This is a genomic window from Nitrincola nitratireducens (assembly GCF_000585235.1).
GTDB classification, from domain to species: domain Bacteria; phylum Pseudomonadota; class Gammaproteobacteria; order Pseudomonadales; family Balneatricaceae; genus Nitrincola; species Nitrincola alkalisediminis.
In genome coordinates this window covers 1-18,656 of sequence record NZ_AONB01000002.1, presented here as the reverse complement: position 1 = coordinate 18,656, position 18,656 = coordinate 1, and the positions used below count along the sequence as shown (strand labels likewise).

The following is an 18,656-nucleotide window of genomic DNA, read 5'->3' as shown; positions in this document are numbered from 1 at the left end:
GTTATACCCTTCATTGAGCAGCGGAAAGTTAGGATTAAGCTCCCCAGCCTTTTTTAACTCTGCTACAGCGGCGCGTGCAGGAATACAGGCTTTTAGCACAGCCCTAGTTTCTATGGCATCTAGGCTTGGGCGGTGTGACCCCGTTGTATAGACCTCCAAATTATGGGCAAAGCGCTTTTACCATCTCTGCGGCAAATACTGGGTGAAATACAAGGGCATCACGATATTGGTTTGTTCTAACGCTGAAGAGCCTTGTGTACCCGTTAACTTAAAGGTTTTACTTGGAGTACATTTTTCAACGTAGGATGCCAACGATTTTGCTCGTGTACGTTTGCCGCTTTTTACTTCGACAGGGATGATATCGCCTTCATCTGTTGCCAAAATAAATTCGATTTCGGCACGAGCATCATTCCATGAATAACTTGGGTCAATGCCAATGGCGGTGAGTTCTTGCTGCACAAAGTTTTCAGCTACATAGCCTCTGTAGTTATAAACAGAGAGATCATAGTTTTGTTGCTTAACCTCTTTATAACTGCTGCCCAGCATATGATTGAGCAGGCCCACATCGAACAGAAACAGCTTGACCATATTTTCTTTTTTATAGGCCGCAAGTGGTGATTTCGGCAACCCTTCAATAGGGTAGTTTGGCAAGGCTAAGCGGCAACAGTTAAGCCAATGGATTGCGGTTTCAAAATCGCTATATCGAGATTTACGCTCATGGACATATTTAAATTTAAAGCGTTTAACGGACTCATCGCTCACAAGTGATAGCTGCGCTGGAATGCTATTGAACACCGATTCAATCAGTGTGGCATCGACCTTGCCGGCGTATTTACCAAAATCGCGGCGATAACCTTCAACTAAATCGGCATGAATTTTAGTGACTTTTTCAACACGCTCTAAAATGCTTGAATCTTTAAACTGATACCAAGCAGAAACAGCTTCCGGCATACCGCCCGTAAAAAAGTAGTCCGTCAGTTTATCCATCAATTTAGTGTGCACTGCCGGTGTACTTGCTTGGCCATCAAACGCTTTGATCAGTGCTTGCTCATTTGATGCGTAAATAAACTCTTGAAAGGTCAGTGGTCGTAAATTGTATTGCTCTACCTTGCCAACGGGAAAAGTGTTGAGCAAACCAATATTCGAGCCGCTGGCCGCGACAAAATAGGAAGGTGTTTTTTCAGCAAAATACTTTAGTGAGGTAACGGCACGTTCACATTCGCCAATTTCATCTAATATCAGCAGATCGGTTTCTGGGTTGAATGCTTGGTTGGTTAACAACTCAATGTTCATTACTAGCTCGTTAGGTGACAACGAGCCATCGAACGCCTCTTTGTAAGCAGGGTTTTCAAGGAAGTCGATACGAAGGATGTTGGCAAAGGTGTTACCAAACAACTCTTGCAGCAGATAGGTCTTACCTGTTTGTCTTGCGCCATCGATTAATAATGGCTTGCGCACAGATTGGTTTTTCCATGCCATTAAGGCGTTAAGTAAGTTACGCTGCATTGTTATTTCCCGCCAATTAAGACTGTTAACTGCCTGTAGTATAACTCGGCTTACACTTTTACGCGCATAAAAGTGCGAAATTTTACATTTTTATGCGCGTAAAAGTGTAATTTGATGGCCTTTGGCATTCAGGGATCCACATCATCGCCTTGGCCAACGCGCAAACTAAGCCTAAAAGTAGGATATAAATCCAATTATATCAAATAAAATGGGAATATAGTCCCATATTTTACTTGTTGACGTTGCTTGAATTTAAAAGTTGGACTATATTCCCATTAACGGTTAAATAGTGGGAATATAGTCCCTTTGGTTGGTGATATGGCTAAGCGTGACTTACACAATGTACTGTTTCCAAAGCAGCGCAAAATCCTGACTCATTTTGGTGAGGATTTGCTGTTGGCGATGAAACGACGTGGTTTTACAAAAAAGCTACTGTGCGAACGAACTGGCTTTGATCATAAAACCGTGAACAAAGTCTTCGCAGGTGATCCGGCGTTGCCATAGGTACTTACTTAAAGGTAATGGCCGTACTTGGCATGGAAAGCAACTTTGCGGAAATGGCCGCTCATGATGAAGTTGGTATCAAGCTGCAAAACATAAAATTGCTGGAAGGTTCAAGATGAGCCGTGAAATCGTCGAAGTCTATGCCGACTGGCAGCCAATTGAAGCGCCTTTGCTAATAGGGCAGCTTACTTACAGCGACTCAAGCCGAGGTGGCGTGTTTAGTTTTGCCTACGATAAAGCGTTTTTAACCTCAGCCTATCGCTTGCAAATCGATCCAATCCTGACGCTTCACTCCGGTGAACTCTACAACGATGAAGCCGATAAAAACTTTCGTTCATTTCTTGATTCATCGCCTGATAGATGGGGACGTATTTTAATGCAACGACGTGCGGCCATTGAAGCTCGCAAGGACATTCGAGCAACAAGTCGATTAAACGAGTTGGATTACCTGCTGGGCGTACATGACTCTTACCGAATGGGTGGTATTCGATTTAAGCGAGCAGGCTCGGATGCTTTCTTAGATGACAATGCTGAATTTGCTGCGCCGCCAATGTCGTCTCTGCGAGAGTTAGAGCACGCTGCAATGCAGATTGAAAAAGACGATAACATCGACAGTGACGAGTATTATCGCTGGTTGAAGATGCTGATTTCTCCAGGCTCATCATTAGGTGGCGCAAGACCCAAGGCTTGTGCGACAGATGAACAAGGCCACTTGTGGATTGCCAAGTTTCCCAATCTAAATGATACCTTTGACGTGGGGGCGTGGGAGATGGTCTGTTATGAATTGGCTTTGGCGGCAGGTGTTGACATGTTTCCATGTGAGATTAGGCAGTTTTCCTCTCAGCATCATACCTTTTTAACAAAACGGTTTGACCGTGACGGCGATCAACGGCTGCATTTTTCATCGGCCATGACACAGCTCCAATACTATGATGGTGAACAATCTCAAGGTGCCAGCTACTTAGAGCTTGCTGAATTTATTTCCAATTCTGGTGCACAAACAGAAGCTGATTTAGCACAGCTATGGCGTCGTATCGTGTTTAATATTGCGGTGTCCAACACAGATGATCACCTGCGTAACCATGGGTTTTTATTAACAAAGAAGGGTTGGAAATTATCACCCGCTTACGACTTAAACCCAATAGTTGGTAAGCACGGCCTGCATCTGAACATTACAGATGCAGACAACGCTTTAGACTATCAATTAGCCTTTGACGTAAAAGACTTTTTTCGGCTTTCTCAAACCCAAGCCACGCAAGTTTACGATGAAGTATTAATTGCGGTGAAGCAATGGCAAGCCGTTGCTAAGCGCCTAGGGATCAGCCGAGCCGAACAAGCCATGAAAGAATCGGCGTTTAACGTTTAATGAGTAAGAAACGATGCACCCAGTATCAGCCCGTCACCTTAGAGTGTATGGGGTTGTTATGGCCCTAAACGGAAAATATTCTTGCACTATTATCAGTAGTTGATAAGGTGTTTGGCTTATGTATAAGCGTACAGTCTTTTTATTGTTCAAACGCTGTTTTACGCACCCGCTGACTGTAGAGGAAGTAGAGAGTGCGAGCAAATTATGCGAGTAAAGCAATGAGAAACGTCAAACAATCGCGCTGCGTAATTAGTATTACAGGTCAAACGCCCGACCCTGAGTATCCCGTCGATATCTGGTTCGACTCGCTTAAATCGTTGGCCAATGTGTTGTCAAAAGAAAACCAGCAGTTGTTAAAAGTGATTGCCGAGCAGCAGCCGCAATCGATAACTGAGCTGGCAGCACTTACCGGCCGTGCAGTCAGTAATGTGTCGAGAACACTGAAAACATTGTGCAAGTACAACTTGGTTGAAATGACAAAATCACAAAATGGATTGGCGGTAAAACTACGATATCAATCGATGTTGTTATTGATCCAGCCATTAGAATAAAAGGAATATCATGCAACAAGTCGGAATTTATGAGCAGCTTATAACGCAACTTATCGAGAGTCGTATTGACCGAGAGCGATTCTATGTCGGCGAACGTGAGCTCAATAGCAGTGAAGCATCAACATGGTTATCTCGCTTCCTCTCACACATTCTTGAGTATGCGATTGATTCTGTGCCTGCGGGTGATGATCGGCTGCAACAGCAAATTACTTTGTCCAACCAATTGTTATTGTGGTTAAAAACACAAATTCAGGATGATGATTTTATCGAAGACAACTTGCTTGCCAGTCAAGGTAAAATTCTAACTGCGCTCTATGAGCTCGAAAATCCTGTCTCAGCCAATTTAAAAAATTATATTAACGACATTTTTCCGTTAACGGGCTTAAGCCAAAGCGAGCTGTTTTGTGGCAGTAATGCGGGTTTGTCGCTTGAATCTGAATTGAAGCGAGAGATTCTGTCTGCGGATAAAATTTACTGGTTAGTGTCATTTATTAAGTGGGCAGGGATCCGCATTTTTCGCAAAGAGCTAGAAGAGTTTACCTCAAGTGGGCGCGAGCTAAAAATCATCACCACCTCATACATGGGAGCAACGGATGCCAAAGCGGTGGAGTATTTGGCGAGTTTACCGAATACCGAGGTGAAGTTGAGTTACAACACTGAGCGTGAACGTTTACATGCCAAGAGCTACTTATTTTTACGCAACACGGGTTATCACACTGGTTATATCGGCTCTTCCAATCTTTCCCATTCAGCGCTAACCAATGGCTTAGAGTGGAATTTAAAAATCACTTCACAAGAAATCCCACACATTATCAATAAATCATTGAGCACCTTTGAAACCTATTGGGTTTCTAATGATTTTGAACACTTTAGTGGCGATGCAACAAGCAGTGAAAAACTCAAAAAAGCCTTGAGTCAGCAGCGCGGAGGTTTTGAGGCCAGCCCGACGCACTTCTTTGATATCTCTCCGTTTCCTCATCAAAGTGACATTTTGGAACAACTGGCCGTTGAGCGTAGTGTTCACCAGCGCTTTCGTAATTTAGTCGTTGCGGCTACCGGCACCGGAAAAACCCTGATTTCGGCCTTTGATTTTGCGCGCATTATCAAAGCCAAGCCGCAGGCTAAGTTCTTATTTGTCGCTCACCGAGAAGAAATCTTAAAACAAGCCAGAGCGGCATATCGTGGGGTGTTGCGTAACGGTACGTTTGGTGACCTTTGGGTGGGCGGACATACACCAGAGCATTATCGGCAGTTGTTTGTTTCTATTCAAACTCTGAACAATCAGCTTACTCAGCTTAACCTAACTGCTGACTATTATGACTACATTGTCATTGATGAGGTGCATCATATTGCAGCTTCAAGTTATCGCGCGCTGCTGGAGCACTTTTCCCCAACTATTTTACTCGGCCTGACTGCAACACCTGAGAGGCATGATGGCGGTGATATTTTAGCGGATTTTGGTGGCGTGATTGCGGCAGAGATCCGTTTGCCGGAAGCGATTAATCGTCGCCACCTTTGTCCATTTCAGTATTTTGCTATTGATGATGATACCGACCTTCGCAACATTGCATGGAGTCGTGGACGTTACGATATCGCTCAACTGACCAATCTGTATACCCACAACCAAGTCCGCTTTGACAAGATTTTGCTGAGTATGCAGGAGATCATCACTGATATACGCAAAATGAAAGCATTGGCCTTTTGTGTGAGCAAAGAACATGCACTGTACATGACAGAGCAACTCTTATTAAAAGGCGTTAAAGCGGATGTGTTGACCAGTGATAACAGCCACGAGCGGCAACAAAAGCAGCAAGCGATTCGTTCTGGCAGCATTAACGTGCTTTGCGTGGTCGATATCTTTAATGAAGGTGTAGATATTCCCGAAGTCGATACGTTATTGTTTTTACGACCGACAGAAAGCCTCACCATTTTCTTGCAACAGCTTGGCCGAGGTTTGCGTTTAGCCGAAGGCAAAGAATGTTGTACCGTGCTGGATTTTGTTGGTAATTCCCGCCCAGAGTATGACTTTGCCAATAAATTTAGAGCCTTAATCGGTAAAAGTCATCGCGCGATCAGCGAAGAAATAAAGCAAGGGTTCCCCCACGCACCACTGGGTTGTCGCATTGAGTTGAGTAAGCGCACGCAAGAAATGGTGCTCAGCAACATTCGTCAAGCTTCATTAACGTTGAAGCGCCTAGTCGCAATGATCCGCCAGTATCCAGAGCATTCCACACTGCCGTTAACGCTTTCGAACTTCTTAATCCTAAATCCGCATATCGACTTGAATGAACTTTATAAACGGGGCAGTTGGTCGCAGCTGGTTCAGCAAGCTAAGGATGAAATCAACGAAAACTCAGTTGATGAAGATCTGCTGAAAATGCATAGAAAGGCTATTCATAACCGAATTTTGACCTGTGATGATCATGCCTATTTGAGTTTCTTAAAACAGCTTTGCCAAAGTAATTTTGTTATTGAAGATGCTGACCATCGTTATGCCTTAATGTGTCATTTCGATTTTTGGCAGAAAACGGGGCCTGAATGTGGATTCGATTCCATTGTTCAAAGCTTAGCGAAACTGAATGCTTGCGAGTTAAAAGCAGAGTTAATGGATGTTGTGAATTGGCAACTCGCACAAACCAAGCATGAGCAATCGGCAATGCACGCTTTGTCTGAGGTTTCACTAAGGCTGCATGCACGTTATGCGCGTGAGCAAATATTGGTGGCATTTGGTGCGACCACGTTTGAGCGTCAGCCGCCAGCACGAGAAGGTGTGTTTGTTCTGAAAGATCAAAATATTGAACTGATGTTTGTCACCTTAGACAAAAACGAAAAGCAGTTTTCACCCACTACTATGTATCACGATTACGCGATCAACGAACACCTGTTTCACTGGCAGTCGCAAAATAGCGCAAGGCCCGACAAAGGACGTGGTTTGGAGTACATCAAGCATCAAAATATTGGTAAGCGTCTGTTTTTATTTGTGCGTGAGCAAAGCAAAGATGAATACGGCCGAACCATGGGTTTTGTGAATTATGGTGAAGTAGACTACGTATCGCATACAGGTTCACAACCGATGAGCATTACTTGGCAGTTAAAAGAGCCAATGCCACACTTTATGTGGCAACAAGCGGCGAAGTTAGCTGTAGGTTAAATATCATGATGACTCCAGCCATCAACAAAGTTTACCCCCTTTGGCGCTTTAGTTTGGTAGAGAAAACCGAGCAAGATGCAGCGACTAGCCAACAACGCAGGCATTTTCCATTGATGTGGTTGGCTAATTTTGCCGCGTTACGGGAGCGTTTTGAGCAAGGCTTAAAAGTGATTTGTGCCGCACCACATAGCCGTTTGCAACCGACGGTAGCTAATATCAAAGCGGCCAAATTAAAAGGCCGCCTGCCACATAAGTTAGCCGAGAAAGTTAAGCAAGACTTTGCGAATGGCCAGTACGATAAGCGCTATGCAGTCGAAAAAAAGCGACTCAGTGTCGATACCCCAGAAAACCGTTTTATCAAAATGGCGGTGACTAAAAGTAAGCGGCAATTAGCGGAGTTCGAACAAAAACTTAGGCAAAGTAACCAAGCACTAGAGCGGCCACGTTTATCAGAATCCTTCATTGATGAAGTGCATAGTTGGCAACAACCGCTGCAAAAAGTGTTAGGTCAAAGTTTTTTAAAAGAGGTTGGCTCATACACTGGGTTAAGCCGTGAGTCGTTAGTGCTACAGCAAAAAACGGGTTATAGCGCGGTGTATCGTATTTGGCAGGAGCTGAAGTTTTATTTAGATGTGTTTGGCAATCAGTCGAGCATTTCAATGAAATCGGTGGCTGAGATTTACGAAGTGTGGTGCTTTTTATGCTTGAAACAGATTTTAGAGCAGGATCTCGGCTTCGAGTTGGTAGAAAACGGTGCGGCAGAGCTAAAACAAAATGATTTTTTTGAGTACAGCTTTAAAGAAGATGGCATGCGTGGCGCTTTTCGCTTTAAACGTGCTGATGGTGTGACGGCAAGATTAGCTCATGAACCGATTTTCAATAAAACGGGTAAAATACGTTCGTATCTAGTGAACCAAAAGCCGGATATTGTGTTGGAAGTGACATTGCCTAAAAGCGCCCATTTAACAAAAGCAGACTCAGGCTCATCAGAAGAGAAGCAGTTTATTTGGCTGTTTGATGCAAAATACCGTATTAAAACCGAGAAAAACCACTTTGATGATAGCTGCGAAGATATTGAAAGTACCGATTACGTACCCGACGATGCCATCAACCAAATGCACCGTTATCGGGATGCCTTGATTCGTTTATCAGAACCTCACGGACCTGAATCATCAAGTGGAAACACTGGCCAATCTCCTAAGAAAAGCCGTCCTGTTTTTGGTGCGTTTGCTTTATACCCAGGCTTTTTTGATCAAGCCACAAAAACCAACCCCTACGCAGCCGCAATAAAAGAAGTGGGTATTGGCGCGTTTGCCCTTTTACCTAGTCAAAATGAGCCTAGTCAGAATAGGCCTAGCCAAAACGAACTTAGTCAAACAGATCCTACTCAGACTAAGAGCAGTTATTCCGGTCACCAGTGGTTGCTAAAGTTCTTGAAAGCGCAAATTGGCACAGCACCGAATGCACAAACAGAGCAAAACAATGAAGTCATGTATCCTGTGGCTAGCATGGCGGAAAGGCTCTACGTACAAGAAGCAGCACGCATACCTTATTACGGCATGCGCCAAGTACTGTATCCTGATTTGACGATGACAGTGGCATTGGGTGGGCAACGTGGCCGTGATAATGGCTACTTTGAACAATTTGAGCAAGGCACAGCGCTGTGGTATCACCTGCCGCAAAGCACGTTTTTGCAGAAATTTAAGCAGCATATTGCCGAGGAAATTCGCTATTTAGCGTTGGCGTCTACCTCAGACACTCAAAGTTCAACCAAGCAAATTGACAAACTTTGGCCGGTTAAACGAGTCACAGTGTTACCACGCTACGCCATTACCGAAGATCAAGCGGGTAAGAAGTCAGGTTCTGCTGATTTGTATTATTTATTTGAGTTAGGCAAACCACTGTCACTACAAACGCCAGTGACCAACGTGCCACATCGCCCAATGAAAAACTCGATGAAACTCACCACCTTAACTCGCCTAGAGAGCGTCACTAAGTTTACCGAGGTTGAAAAAGTGTACGAAGCGGCAATGGTGTGATTGTGAAACATAGAAAAGAAAACTTCCCTTTTTGGTAACTTTAATTATAATTCCCACCAAGGGAACCTTGAGGTGGTATGCAAGTCTTAGGTAAAGACAAACTTGTCGATTTTTATAAAAAACACGCTAATGTGAAGTCAGCTTTAGAGGCATGGGTTTCTGAAGCTCAAAGCGCTTGTTGGAAAACTCCTCAGGATATTAAAGACCGTTACCGCAGTGCAGATTTCCTAGACGGTAATAGAGTTGTATTTAATATCAAAGGTAACCATTACAGACTAGTTGTAAAAGTCAGGTATCAAAATGGCATTGCTGTTATTGAGTGGGTTGGTACTCATGCTCAGTATGATAAGCAACGCTTTTAGGAGGGGAAGATGAGTCACATTAAATTAATCAAATCAGCACACGATCATGAGTCAGCATTGATGCGATTAATGTCATTAATGGACTTGGATCCGCAGCCAGGTTCAGCCGAATCTGATGAGATGGATGTATTGGCATTATTAATTGAAAAGTACGAAGAAGATCATTTTCCAATTAGTAAGCCCGATCCAATAGAAGCGATAAAATTTAGAATGGAACAACAAGGTTTAAAAAATCGAGACCTTATTCCTTTTATTGGGTCAGCTCCAAAAGTTTCCGAGATATTGAATGGAACACGTAGCCTTAGCTTGAACATGATCCGAAAGCTAAGCAGTGGGTTGGGTATATCAGCTGATGTTTTGATTCAATTGCCAGAGCAAAAGCACGCAATTCAAAGAGAAGTTGATTGGCAAGCCTTCCCGATAGCTGAAATGCGAAAGCGTGGCTACTTTGATAGCTTCAATGGTTCATTACAAGAGTTAAAGGAATATGCAGCGGAGACTCTGTCTGATTTTATCGGTTCCGTAAAATCAGGCTTTAATCTTCAACCTGCCTTGTTGAGAGCGTCTTCTCACCTTCGTACCAATGATAAGGAAACAGATCCTTATGCTCTGTGGGCGTGGCAAATTCGAGTATTGCAGAAGGCTGCTGAACAAAAATTACCCTGTCAATATCGCGCTAGTACTGTGAATTTGGAATGGATGCAGAACATTTCCAAGCTATCTTGGCTTGAATCAGGCCCTTTACTAGCGATTGAGTGTCTAAATAAGTCAGGCATTCATGTAATCATTGAGCCTCATCTACCCAAAACTTATTTGGATGGTGCTGTGTGCATGGGTATTGATGGCAACCCGATTATAGCGCTGACGTTAAGGCACAATCGTCTCGATAGCTTTTGGTTTTCACTAATGCATGAAATGGCACATATTGCATTGCACTTAGATGGTAATGAAAGCTGGTACTTAGATGATTTAGATGCTCAGGGCGCTGATGAGATTGAGAAACAGGCCGATGATATGGCTAGAGAGGCGTTGATACCGCAGAGTATTTGGTGCAGAAGCCGTATATCGAGCGCTGAAGAAGTCAGGGAGCTAGCAAAAGAGCTTCAAATATCACCTTGTATCGTGGCTGGACGAATTCGTTTTGAGAGTGGTGATCATAAAAAGTTTGGCTCTTTATTCCGTGACAAGATTAGCGTTTATTTTCAACGTTAAGCCATAAGCTCTTGAGTAATCCAAACATCATTCTCCGGCTCACAAAGGTGGTGCAGAAGCTCTAGGTTGATCTGGTGGCTGATCACTTCGTTTTTCGTTTTCTTTTCTTAAGCCACTCAGTAATAACCCCGTGCATGATTTGCCCATTTGCTCCGGCGAACTGGGCTGGAAAGGCCTACCAGCGTTGGATTTCAATCGAGACGCCAAACAGTAAATGGGCTAATTTCCCTGCTTGGCGTTTCGATCCAAAAGCCAAACGGATAGTGCTTTTGGCGTATGGGGGTAAAGGGATGGGGAAGTGTGTGGCGGCTGTTGAAACTCATGGATTAGCAAATGACGCATTGGGGGGGATTGCATCAGCTGATCAAAATAAGTAATTGGGTTGGTTGATTTAGCTTAAAGCTGGGTGTGGTATTTTGTAAGCGAGCTATTCAAATTACAGCCCATTGTCCCAACTGCCCACGGTAAGTCAGCTCGTGCGTTACGACTTATCTATAATTGCATATCAAAAAGTGCATGATGATACATAATAGCTAATCATTTTTGTGTTTGTGGGATTAGGGTGATATGTTTTTGTATACGACCTAGAGCTATTGGTTGCGCCTAAAAAGTCCGCTTCTGCCATCAAGTCAATCATTCGAAGCAGCCAAGGTATTAACGGCATCAGCTACGAAGCTGAGCCAATACTGCCTGCCTATGACTTTGTCTCGACCATTCCTTATATCCCCGATGATAGTGCGTCGCTGAAGGTGAGCCGTAGCAAGAAATTCAGCGATTTCACGCTGGATGAGCTGTCACACTTGGCGGCTAAAGCCATGTTGCCTGAAAAGGTGGTGTTGGATACCACCAAGCAAACCGTGGCAGGCTTTCATGAGGTAATAACTTTCCACCTAGGAATCTATTCAATATTCTGCACCTGCTCTCGCATCTGCTCAATCAACACCTTCAAGTCCACCGCGTAGTGAGTCGTGAGTGTGGCAATCGATTTAGAGGCTAAAGTGTTCGCCTCACGGTTAAGCTCCTGCATTAAAAAATCCAAGCGCCGCCCACTGGCCTCCTCTACCCCCAACACTCGCTCAACCTCTTGCAAGTGGGTCTCTAATCGATCTAACTCTTCGGCAACATCCGCTTTTTGTGCCAAGATCACCATCTCTTGCTCCAAACGGCTTGGATCTAACTGTTCCTTAAAACTCTCCAGCCTCGTACCTAACTGCATGACTTGGGCGACGAGTAACTCAGGTAATATCTGTTTAACATTATCCAGTATCAAGCGAATATCATCTATACGACTCTGAATCAGCAGCGCTAATTGTGCCCCCTCTCTCGCCCTTGCACTTTCTAGCTCATCTACAGCAAGGTGAAAGGCAGCCAATGCAGCTTGGGACAAGGCTTCGATATTCAACGTTTGCGTTTGCAACGCACCCGGCCACTTCATCAACTCAAGAGGCGAGATAGGATGAGATGTTTCTAGCTGATCGTTCAGCTGTTTTGACAGCACAATTAACTGGCTGACCAATGCTTGGTTAAGCTCGAGTTGATCGGTGCCCTCTTCTGCCTGATAACGAAGCGCACACTCAATTTTTCCTCTCGCAAAACGGTTTTTTAGCACATCACGCAGTAATGGCTCCAGCGAGCGAAATACTTCAGGTAATTTAAAATGAAGTTCTAAATAACGACTATTAACAGAGCGCAGCTCCCAAGTCAGCTCACAGGATTGATGGATTTGGCTTTGGCGTGCAAAAGCTGTCATGCTGCGTGTCATAATCATCGCTTCTCGTTTAGAATAGGCAATCAATTCTAACAGTCCTGAGCGTCCAGCTCTATGCATACAACTGAAAGGAAACACCATGAGTTCTCCGCTGTCTGAGCAGCTAAAAAATCTGGGTCTGGATAAACTGCGTGCCGGTGGGCGTGCACCCGACCAGTTGCGCCCGATAAAAATCACTCGTAATTTCACACAGCATGCCGAAGGCTCTGTGTTGGTTGAGTTTGGAAATACCAAGGTGATCTGTACTGCCTCTGTAGACCGTGGTGTTCCTCGTTTTCTTCGTGGCTCAGGCTCCGGTTGGGTGACAGCAGAATACGGCATGTTGCCGCGTGCAACCAATACACGTAATGATCGCGAAGCCACTAAGGGTAAACAAAGTGGACGGACGCTTGAAATTCAACGACTGATTGGGCGCTCGTTGCGTGCCGCGGTAGATCTTAAAAAACTCGGTGAGAACACAATTTTAATTGATTGTGATGTCATTCAAGCCGATGGTGGAACCCGTACAGCCTCTATAACCGGAGCCTATGTAGCGCTGGTCGATGCGATTAATGTTTTACGCCGAGACAAAAATGGCGCGGTAAAAGGCAATCCGCTAAAACAAGCCATCGCTGCTATATCCGTTGGGATACACAAAGGCCAAGCCATTCTAGACTTGGACTATAACGAAGATTCTGATGCCGAAACCGACATGAATGTTGTTATGACAGACCAAGGAGGCTTCATTGAAGTTCAAGGTACAGCAGAAGGTGCCGCTTACTCGCAAGAACAGCTTAATGAAATGCTGGGGCTTGCCCAAAAAGGCATCAAAGAGTTGTTAGAGATACAAAAAACAGCGTTATCAAACACCTAAGAACAAGATACTGAGAGGGCACTGTTCGTGTCCTCTCTCATGTTTCTAAGTTTAAAATGTCAGGTCATAATCAATAATTAGAGGCGCATGTTCAGAGAAGCGCTGCTCTTTGTAAATAGACACAGACTTGACTGATTTACGCAAGTTCGGCGTGGTGATTTGATAATCTAACCGCGCACCTTCATTGAGCTTCCAGGCACGGTTATACTCCGGCCACCAAGTGTACTGCCGCTCCGCCTTATTCACCTGACGAAATGCATCTACAAAAGCCATTTCACCAAAAACTTCTTCAATCCAGACACGCTCTTCGGCCAAAAAGCCAGACACTCGTTGATTGACGTACCAATTACTCAAATCTATTGGTTTATGTGCAATATTGAACGTACCTGTAAAAATGAAATCACGACGCTTACGGAGTGTCTTTTTCAAGTGCCCCATAAATAAATCTAAATATTCCATTTTCGCCGCTTGCGCTTCATCACTTTTCAGACCAGATGGGATCGTCAACGATGATATGCTGAATTTGTCAAAATCCGCTTGGATAAAGCGCCCATTAAAATCACACTGTTCAAACCCAAGGCCAGTCATGATGGCTTTGGGCACATGTCGAGTGTAGATCGCGACTCCACTGAATCCATCCTCGAACGCATCAAAGAAATAGGCATGATAGCCTCAGGATGATAGCGTTCGTCATCCAGCTGATACTCTTTGGCTCGCAAACTTTGCAAACAGACAACGTCTGCATCTTGCTTAACCATCCAGTCAAAAAAGCCTTTTTCAGCTGCTTGTTCAATACCCTGTGTATTGAATGAAATCACGCGCATAGTAAGTTAGCCCCATTGAGCAAGTAGCCAGTTATACTTATTGACTATAGATTGTATCGGGAAGCGACCAAAAATGAAATTTATATCCAATCAATTAATGACGGATATGGGATCAGACAGGTATTATTGTTCACACACCATCAGACAAAACCAGTGAAATACTAAAATGCTTGACTATCAACGTGAGTTTATTGAGTTTGCTATTGAAAAAAATGTCCTCAGATTTGGCGAGTTCACGCTCAAGTCAGGACGTGTCAGCCCCTATTTCTTTAATGCAGGTTTATTCTGTACAGGGGAAGCACTGGCACGTTTGGGTAAATTTTACGCAGCGGCCTTGATTAATTCCGGAATAGAATATGACGTTCTATTAGGTCCTGCCTATAAAGGTATTCCATTAGCCGCGAGCACGGCCGTCGCGTTATACACTGATCATAATATTGACACACCTTATGTGTTCAATCGCAAAGAAGCGAAGGATCATGGCGAGGGCGGTAGCTTGGTTGGCGCGCCATTGATTGGCAGAGCCTTAATTATTGATGATGTTATCACGGCAGGCACAGCTATCCGTGAAGTCATGGAGATCATACAACAGGCCAATGCGGAACCTGCTGGTGTTCTGATTGCACTGAATCGTCAAGAAAAGGGAACGGGCGAACTCTCCGCTATCCAAGAAGTAGAATTGGATTTCAACATCCCTGTTGCCAGTATTATTACACTCAATCTGTTAATTGATTACTTGCAAGAGCGCGGCGACTTAACCAAGCAATTAGACGCCATCAAACGCTACAGAGACAGCTACGGTGTTGCCTAACAGTAGCAGCTTAGCCACTCACGAATGCGCTCGGACGGGTCAGGATGCAACGAAACATCACTCACGACGGCAATGATGTCAGCACCTGATGCTAAAACAGCGCTCGAGCGCTCCAACGTAATGCCACCTATGACACAAAGCGGAATCTGACCCAGCTGGGCTTTCCATTCAGAAATACGCCCTAGCCCCTGCGCAGACCAAGTCAACGACTTCGTTTGCGTAGGGTAAATAGGGCCTAGTGCTATGTAGTCAGGATTTAACAAGAGTGCACGCTCAAGTTCTTCTTGTGAGTGAGTGCTGATACCTAACGAAATCCCTGCTCTGCGTAACGCATTTACATCGGCTTGGATAAGGTCTTCTTGCCCTAAATGCACCCAATCAGCCCCCTCTTCTATGGCCAACTGCCAATGATCATTAATCACCAACATCATATTGGCCTCACGGGCAATGGCTAGGCTTTGACGAATGTTATCTCGTATCGTCTCATGCCCTCCTGACTTAATCCGAAGTTGTGCAAAACGAACACCTAATCGCGCAGCCAGCTCAACTCCTTCAACAGAATCGAGCAACGGATAGAAAATGGGGAGAGACATCATAACCAGGCCTTACCTATCACGGGGGTGGATGGAGATGCCATATCGCGCACTTCCATCGGTCCAGCCTGATAACCTAGGGCACCAGCCTGGATAGCTAGCGAAAATGCCTGCGCCATTTTGACAGGGTCTTGCGCTTTGGCAACAGCGGTATTCAGTAGAATAGCATCGAAACCTAGCTCCATTGCTCTAGCGGCATGAGAAGGAAGACCGATTCCGGCATCTACAACTAAAGGAATGTCAGGAAAGTAGTTTCGTAAGGTTTTTAGTGCATACTCGTTGTTCAGGCCTAAGCCCGAGCCAATAGGTGCTCCCCAGGGCATTAATACTCGGCAACCCACTTCAACCAATCGATCCGCTAAAACCAGATCATCCGTCATGTAAGGAAAAACTTGAAATCCATCCTCACTCAGAATCCGAGCGGCTTCAACCAATGCAAAGGGTTCTGGCTGTAATGTATCCGTATGACCGATAACTTCTAATTTAATCCAAGGTGTATCAAAGACTTCTCGTGCCATATACGCAGTTGTCACGGCCTCTTTCACTGAATAGCATCCTGCTGTATTAGGAAGTAAACGCAGGTTCATAGACTTAATTAGAGACCAAAAATCCTGTCCTGCGCCTTGCTCACGACGTAAAGACACTGTCGCAATTTCGGCACCAGATACTTTAAAAGCGTCTTTCAATATTGCAGGAGAAGGGTAAAGTGCCGTACCCAGCATCAAAGGATTTGTGATGTCGACATCGTAAAATCTAGCCATGTTAGCCACCTTGCATAGGGGAAACGACTTCTAGCCGATCTCCCTCTGTCAATTGTAATTGATGACGCTGAGAACGAGGTACAAACTCTCCATTCACGGCGGTTGCAATATGCTGATCTGAAACACCTAACAAAACCAAGCACTCTGCCAAATTTGAGGCGCTTACTTCTACGTTCTCACCATTAAATAGTACATTCATCCATCAACTCCGGTTGTTTATGAGTCAATAAGTAGTCTGCGGTCATCTCGCTAAAGCAGGAGCCAATAGATAGCCATGCCGATAAAGGCCATTAATAAATAGCCTGTTGCCTCTGCGTCGTATTCTCGGAAGGTTATCTGGGAAGGCTGGACGTACATCCACGCCAATTTCAAGAACCTCAGACTCGGCAAAGGCAGGATGAAGAGCGTAAGCAGCCGATAAAAGTTCTAACATCGAACGAGCAGTAATACGAGATCGATCTGAAGATTCAATCATCGTCGCACCCAGCATATACACCCCACTCCCTCGTGGTACGATATATAGAGGCATACGCGGATGAATAAAGCGAACTGGACGACTAATATTAAGTTCAGGATTCTTTAAGATTACCATTTCACCTTTAACACCGCGCAGATCAGCTAAAGCATCCCTCGCTGCTAACCCACGACAATCGATTGTGAGTATGTCACTTAAAGGCTCCTCTTGAGTACATACAACACCCTGAGATGCTAAAGTATCGACAAGACGTGCCAGCGCAACTCTGGGGTCGAGGTGAGCTTCAGAGTCGAAATAGAGCCCCTGACGTATATGACCGGCTAAGTCGGGTTCTAACTCAGCAATAGAAAGGTGATCCACCCAGCGATGCTGGCGAGTCATACTGGCAAAACGCAATAACTCATTTTTATCACGCTTGGACGATAAAACTAACGAGCCTTTATACTCAACAGCGCCCGTAAACTTCTGCCACCAAGATGCTGCACGTGTACCCAAGCGTATGACGGGCTCTTCGGCGCTTTCACCTTCGCAGAAGGGCGCTAGCATGCCACCTGCCCACCATGAACATGCATGCGGACCTGGCGGACGATACGTGTCATGTAAGCTGACTTCAACACCGCGAGAAGATAGCTCATTTGCAACGCATAGACCTGCAACCCCTGCACCTACTACTTGTACTCTCATCATTCCCCCTAGATAGGTCAATATGAGCGATATGCAAATATTAAAATTAGCGGATTAAACGTATGGGGAATAAGCATGGGGGAATGGCAAAGCACAAGAAGATCACCGTTCCCTTCGCCGGTATTACCCGTATCAGGTTCGATGGGTTAGTTTATAAAACTTCTCAGCCTTTCACGGCACCCCAACGGATGCATTGATGATATAGAGTGGCTAGCAGAGTGTAAAGAGAGGTGGAGAGAGACAATTAGTGTGCTGCTTCCTTGCAGCGGAGCCACGATCCTGTGAGATAGACAGAGGCCTGAATCCTTCAGGCAATCACAATCCCTTGCGCTCTGTCTTGATGAGATTATCAAGATAAAGACTTAGCCTGTATATAGGAGTTCTTCCTAAAGAGTCATCAATATAAAAAATACAAGGGTGGCAGTAGCAAAGAAGCTTCATATACTCTATTGCAGTAAAGAGTCATCTATAGAAACCCACTCGTCCGCACTTGCAATTAACGAATGGGCGGTGAGCCCAGGAACACTAAACAAATAACTATAAACCTGATATCGCTCCCTAAGGGTGTGCAATAATAAATCAAAATCACCGTCTCCAGACAATAAAATTACTCGGTCGACAGCCTCTGCACAAAGCAATGCGTCTATAGTAATACCGACATCCCAGTCACCTTTGGCAGAGCCATCACCACGTTGAATATAGGGCTTGAGCTTTACATCAAATCCGATATGTCTCAGGGCATCCTGAAACTTTTGCTGCTGTGAATCTCCACGATCTATCGCGTAGGCAGTAGCAAGCACTATGTCGCCAAGTTCACTCGCTGCCTGCCAAAAAGCACGATAATTAAACTGCCGTCCAAATACTTGACGTGTGGTGTAATAAATATTTTGAACATCGACAAAAATGGCTATTCGGGTCAAAACAGATTCTCTTGATATGAATTGGAGGATCGGGACTACCTGATGATAACCCTGAACTCATCATAGATACTATAACTGAATCAACGAGCTAACTATAAAAGCCCCATAGCAAGATTGTACGGCATGTAATTTATCAATCTAAAAGCGGCTTTAGATAGATGAATATATTTCGAATTGCAAAAATACTTAATATTTAAAGAGAAAACTGTACTGGAGAGGTTATATGGAGTGAGAATCTTTGATTCTGCTATTTTGCATCCATGCAGCTGCATCCCT

General features: G+C 44.6%; 18 protein-coding genes, 1 pseudogene and 1 riboswitch. Of the genes and pseudogenes, 11 read left to right on the top strand and 8 right to left on the bottom strand.

Annotated elements, in window-relative coordinates; all coding sequences use genetic code 11:
- Positions 1 to 177 precede the first annotated feature (177 nt).
- Positions 178 to 1,506, bottom strand: coding sequence for an ATP-binding protein (locus D791_RS02560; protein WP_036507481.1), 1,329 nt, complete (start codon positions 1,504 to 1,506; stop codon positions 178 to 180).
- 318 nt (positions 1,507 to 1,824) lie between these two features.
- Here D791_RS02560 and D791_RS22155 point away from each other — a divergent pair, with 318 nt between their 5' ends.
- From D791_RS22155 to D791_RS22150, 9 genes are all read left to right on the top strand, one after another.
- Positions 1,825 to 2,010, top strand: a complete 186-nt coding sequence (locus tag D791_RS22155) for a hypothetical protein (protein WP_475094914.1) — start codon at positions 1,825 to 1,827, stop codon at positions 2,008 to 2,010.
- Positions 2,011 to 2,125: 115 nt separating this feature from the next.
- Complete coding sequence (locus D791_RS02550; RefSeq protein WP_036507479.1) at positions 2,126 to 3,376, top strand: type II toxin-antitoxin system HipA family toxin; 1,251 nt, start codon at positions 2,126 to 2,128, stop codon at positions 3,374 to 3,376.
- Between the two features lie 218 nt (positions 3,377 to 3,594).
- The gene (locus D791_RS02545; protein WP_036508052.1) at positions 3,595 to 3,927 is read left to right on the top strand and encodes an HVO_A0114 family putative DNA-binding protein; all 333 of its coding nucleotides are present in this window, start codon (positions 3,595 to 3,597) and stop codon (positions 3,925 to 3,927) included.
- A gap of 10 nt (positions 3,928 to 3,937) precedes the next feature.
- Positions 3,938 to 7,078 (top strand): DEAD/DEAH box helicase, encoded by a 3,141-nt coding sequence (locus D791_RS02540; protein ID WP_036507477.1) that lies wholly within the window; start codon positions 3,938 to 3,940, stop codon positions 7,076 to 7,078.
- Between the two features lie 5 nt (positions 7,079 to 7,083).
- Complete coding sequence (locus tag D791_RS02535; protein WP_202806793.1) at positions 7,084 to 9,117, top strand: DUF2357 domain-containing protein; 2,034 nt, start codon at positions 7,084 to 7,086, stop codon at positions 9,115 to 9,117.
- A gap of 77 nt (positions 9,118 to 9,194) precedes the next feature.
- Entirely contained in the window at positions 9,195 to 9,479 is a 285-nt protein-coding gene (locus tag D791_RS02530; protein ID WP_036507475.1) for a type II toxin-antitoxin system HigB family toxin, read from the top strand.
- Between the two features lie 9 nt (positions 9,480 to 9,488).
- Complete coding sequence (locus tag D791_RS02525) at positions 9,489 to 10,691, top strand: ImmA/IrrE family metallo-endopeptidase (protein ID WP_036507473.1); 1,203 nt, start codon at positions 9,489 to 9,491, stop codon at positions 10,689 to 10,691.
- A gap of 74 nt (positions 10,692 to 10,765) precedes the next feature.
- Complete coding sequence (locus D791_RS20155; protein WP_036507471.1) at positions 10,766 to 11,068, top strand: hypothetical protein; 303 nt, start codon at positions 10,766 to 10,768, stop codon at positions 11,066 to 11,068.
- A 216-nt stretch (positions 11,069 to 11,284) separates the two neighbouring features.
- Complete coding sequence (locus D791_RS22150; RefSeq protein ID WP_475094895.1) at positions 11,285 to 11,653, top strand: hypothetical protein; 369 nt, start codon at positions 11,285 to 11,287, stop codon at positions 11,651 to 11,653.
- Here D791_RS22150 and D791_RS02515 read toward each other — a convergent pair.
- On the bottom strand, positions 11,590 to 12,540 hold the full coding sequence (locus tag D791_RS02515; RefSeq protein WP_337588587.1) for a YicC/YloC family endoribonuclease: 951 nt from the start codon (positions 12,538 to 12,540) through the stop codon (positions 11,590 to 11,592). The two genes, D791_RS22150 and D791_RS02515, sit on opposite strands and share 64 nt — an antisense overlap.
- Between D791_RS02515 and rph the strand changes: the two genes are divergently transcribed.
- Positions 12,539 to 13,312 (top strand): ribonuclease PH, encoded by a 774-nt coding sequence (gene rph, locus D791_RS02510; RefSeq protein WP_051514022.1) that lies wholly within the window; start codon positions 12,539 to 12,541, stop codon positions 13,310 to 13,312. The two genes, D791_RS02515 and rph, sit on opposite strands and share 2 nt — an antisense overlap.
- A gap of 51 nt (positions 13,313 to 13,363) precedes the next feature.
- Here the strand turns inward: rph and D791_RS02505 are convergent.
- Positions 13,364 to 14,136: pseudogene (locus D791_RS02505) on the bottom strand (exodeoxyribonuclease III).
- Between the two features lie 166 nt (positions 14,137 to 14,302).
- Between D791_RS02505 and pyrE the strand changes: the two are divergent.
- Positions 14,303 to 14,947 carry an orotate phosphoribosyltransferase gene (pyrE, locus tag D791_RS02500; RefSeq protein WP_036507459.1) on the top strand — a complete coding sequence of 215 codons (645 nt, stop codon included), beginning with the start codon at positions 14,303 to 14,305 and terminating at the stop codon, positions 14,945 to 14,947.
- Here the strand turns inward: pyrE and D791_RS02495 are convergent.
- The 5 genes from D791_RS02495 to D791_RS02475 all read right to left on the bottom strand — a co-directional run bounded on the left by D791_RS02495 (position 14,944) and on the right by D791_RS02475 (position 18,380).
- The gene (locus D791_RS02495) at positions 14,944 to 15,543 is read right to left on the bottom strand and encodes a thiamine phosphate synthase (protein WP_193364990.1); all 600 of its coding nucleotides are present in this window, start codon (positions 15,541 to 15,543) and stop codon (positions 14,944 to 14,946) included. The genes pyrE and D791_RS02495 overlap by 4 nt on opposite strands.
- The gene (locus D791_RS02490; RefSeq protein WP_036507456.1) at positions 15,540 to 16,301 is read right to left on the bottom strand and encodes a thiazole synthase; all 762 of its coding nucleotides are present in this window, start codon (positions 16,299 to 16,301) and stop codon (positions 15,540 to 15,542) included. Before D791_RS02490 ends, D791_RS02495 begins: the two co-directional genes overlap by 4 nt.
- Position 16,302: 1 nt before the next feature.
- On the bottom strand, positions 16,303 to 16,500 hold the full coding sequence (gene thiS, locus D791_RS02485; RefSeq protein ID WP_036507453.1) for a sulfur carrier protein ThiS: 198 nt from the start codon (positions 16,498 to 16,500) through the stop codon (positions 16,303 to 16,305).
- A gap of 42 nt (positions 16,501 to 16,542) precedes the next feature.
- The gene (locus D791_RS02480) at positions 16,543 to 17,460 is read right to left on the bottom strand and encodes an FAD-dependent oxidoreductase (protein ID WP_202806792.1); all 918 of its coding nucleotides are present in this window, start codon (positions 17,458 to 17,460) and stop codon (positions 16,543 to 16,545) included.
- Positions 17,461 to 17,552: 92 nt separating this feature from the next.
- A riboswitch (TPP riboswitch) is annotated at positions 17,553 to 17,654 on the bottom strand.
- 252 nt (positions 17,655 to 17,906) lie between these two features.
- Positions 17,907 to 18,380 carry an NYN domain-containing protein gene (locus tag D791_RS02475; protein ID WP_036507450.1) on the bottom strand — a complete coding sequence of 158 codons (474 nt, stop codon included), beginning with the start codon at positions 18,378 to 18,380 and terminating at the stop codon, positions 17,907 to 17,909.
- Positions 18,381 to 18,656 lie beyond the last annotated feature (276 nt).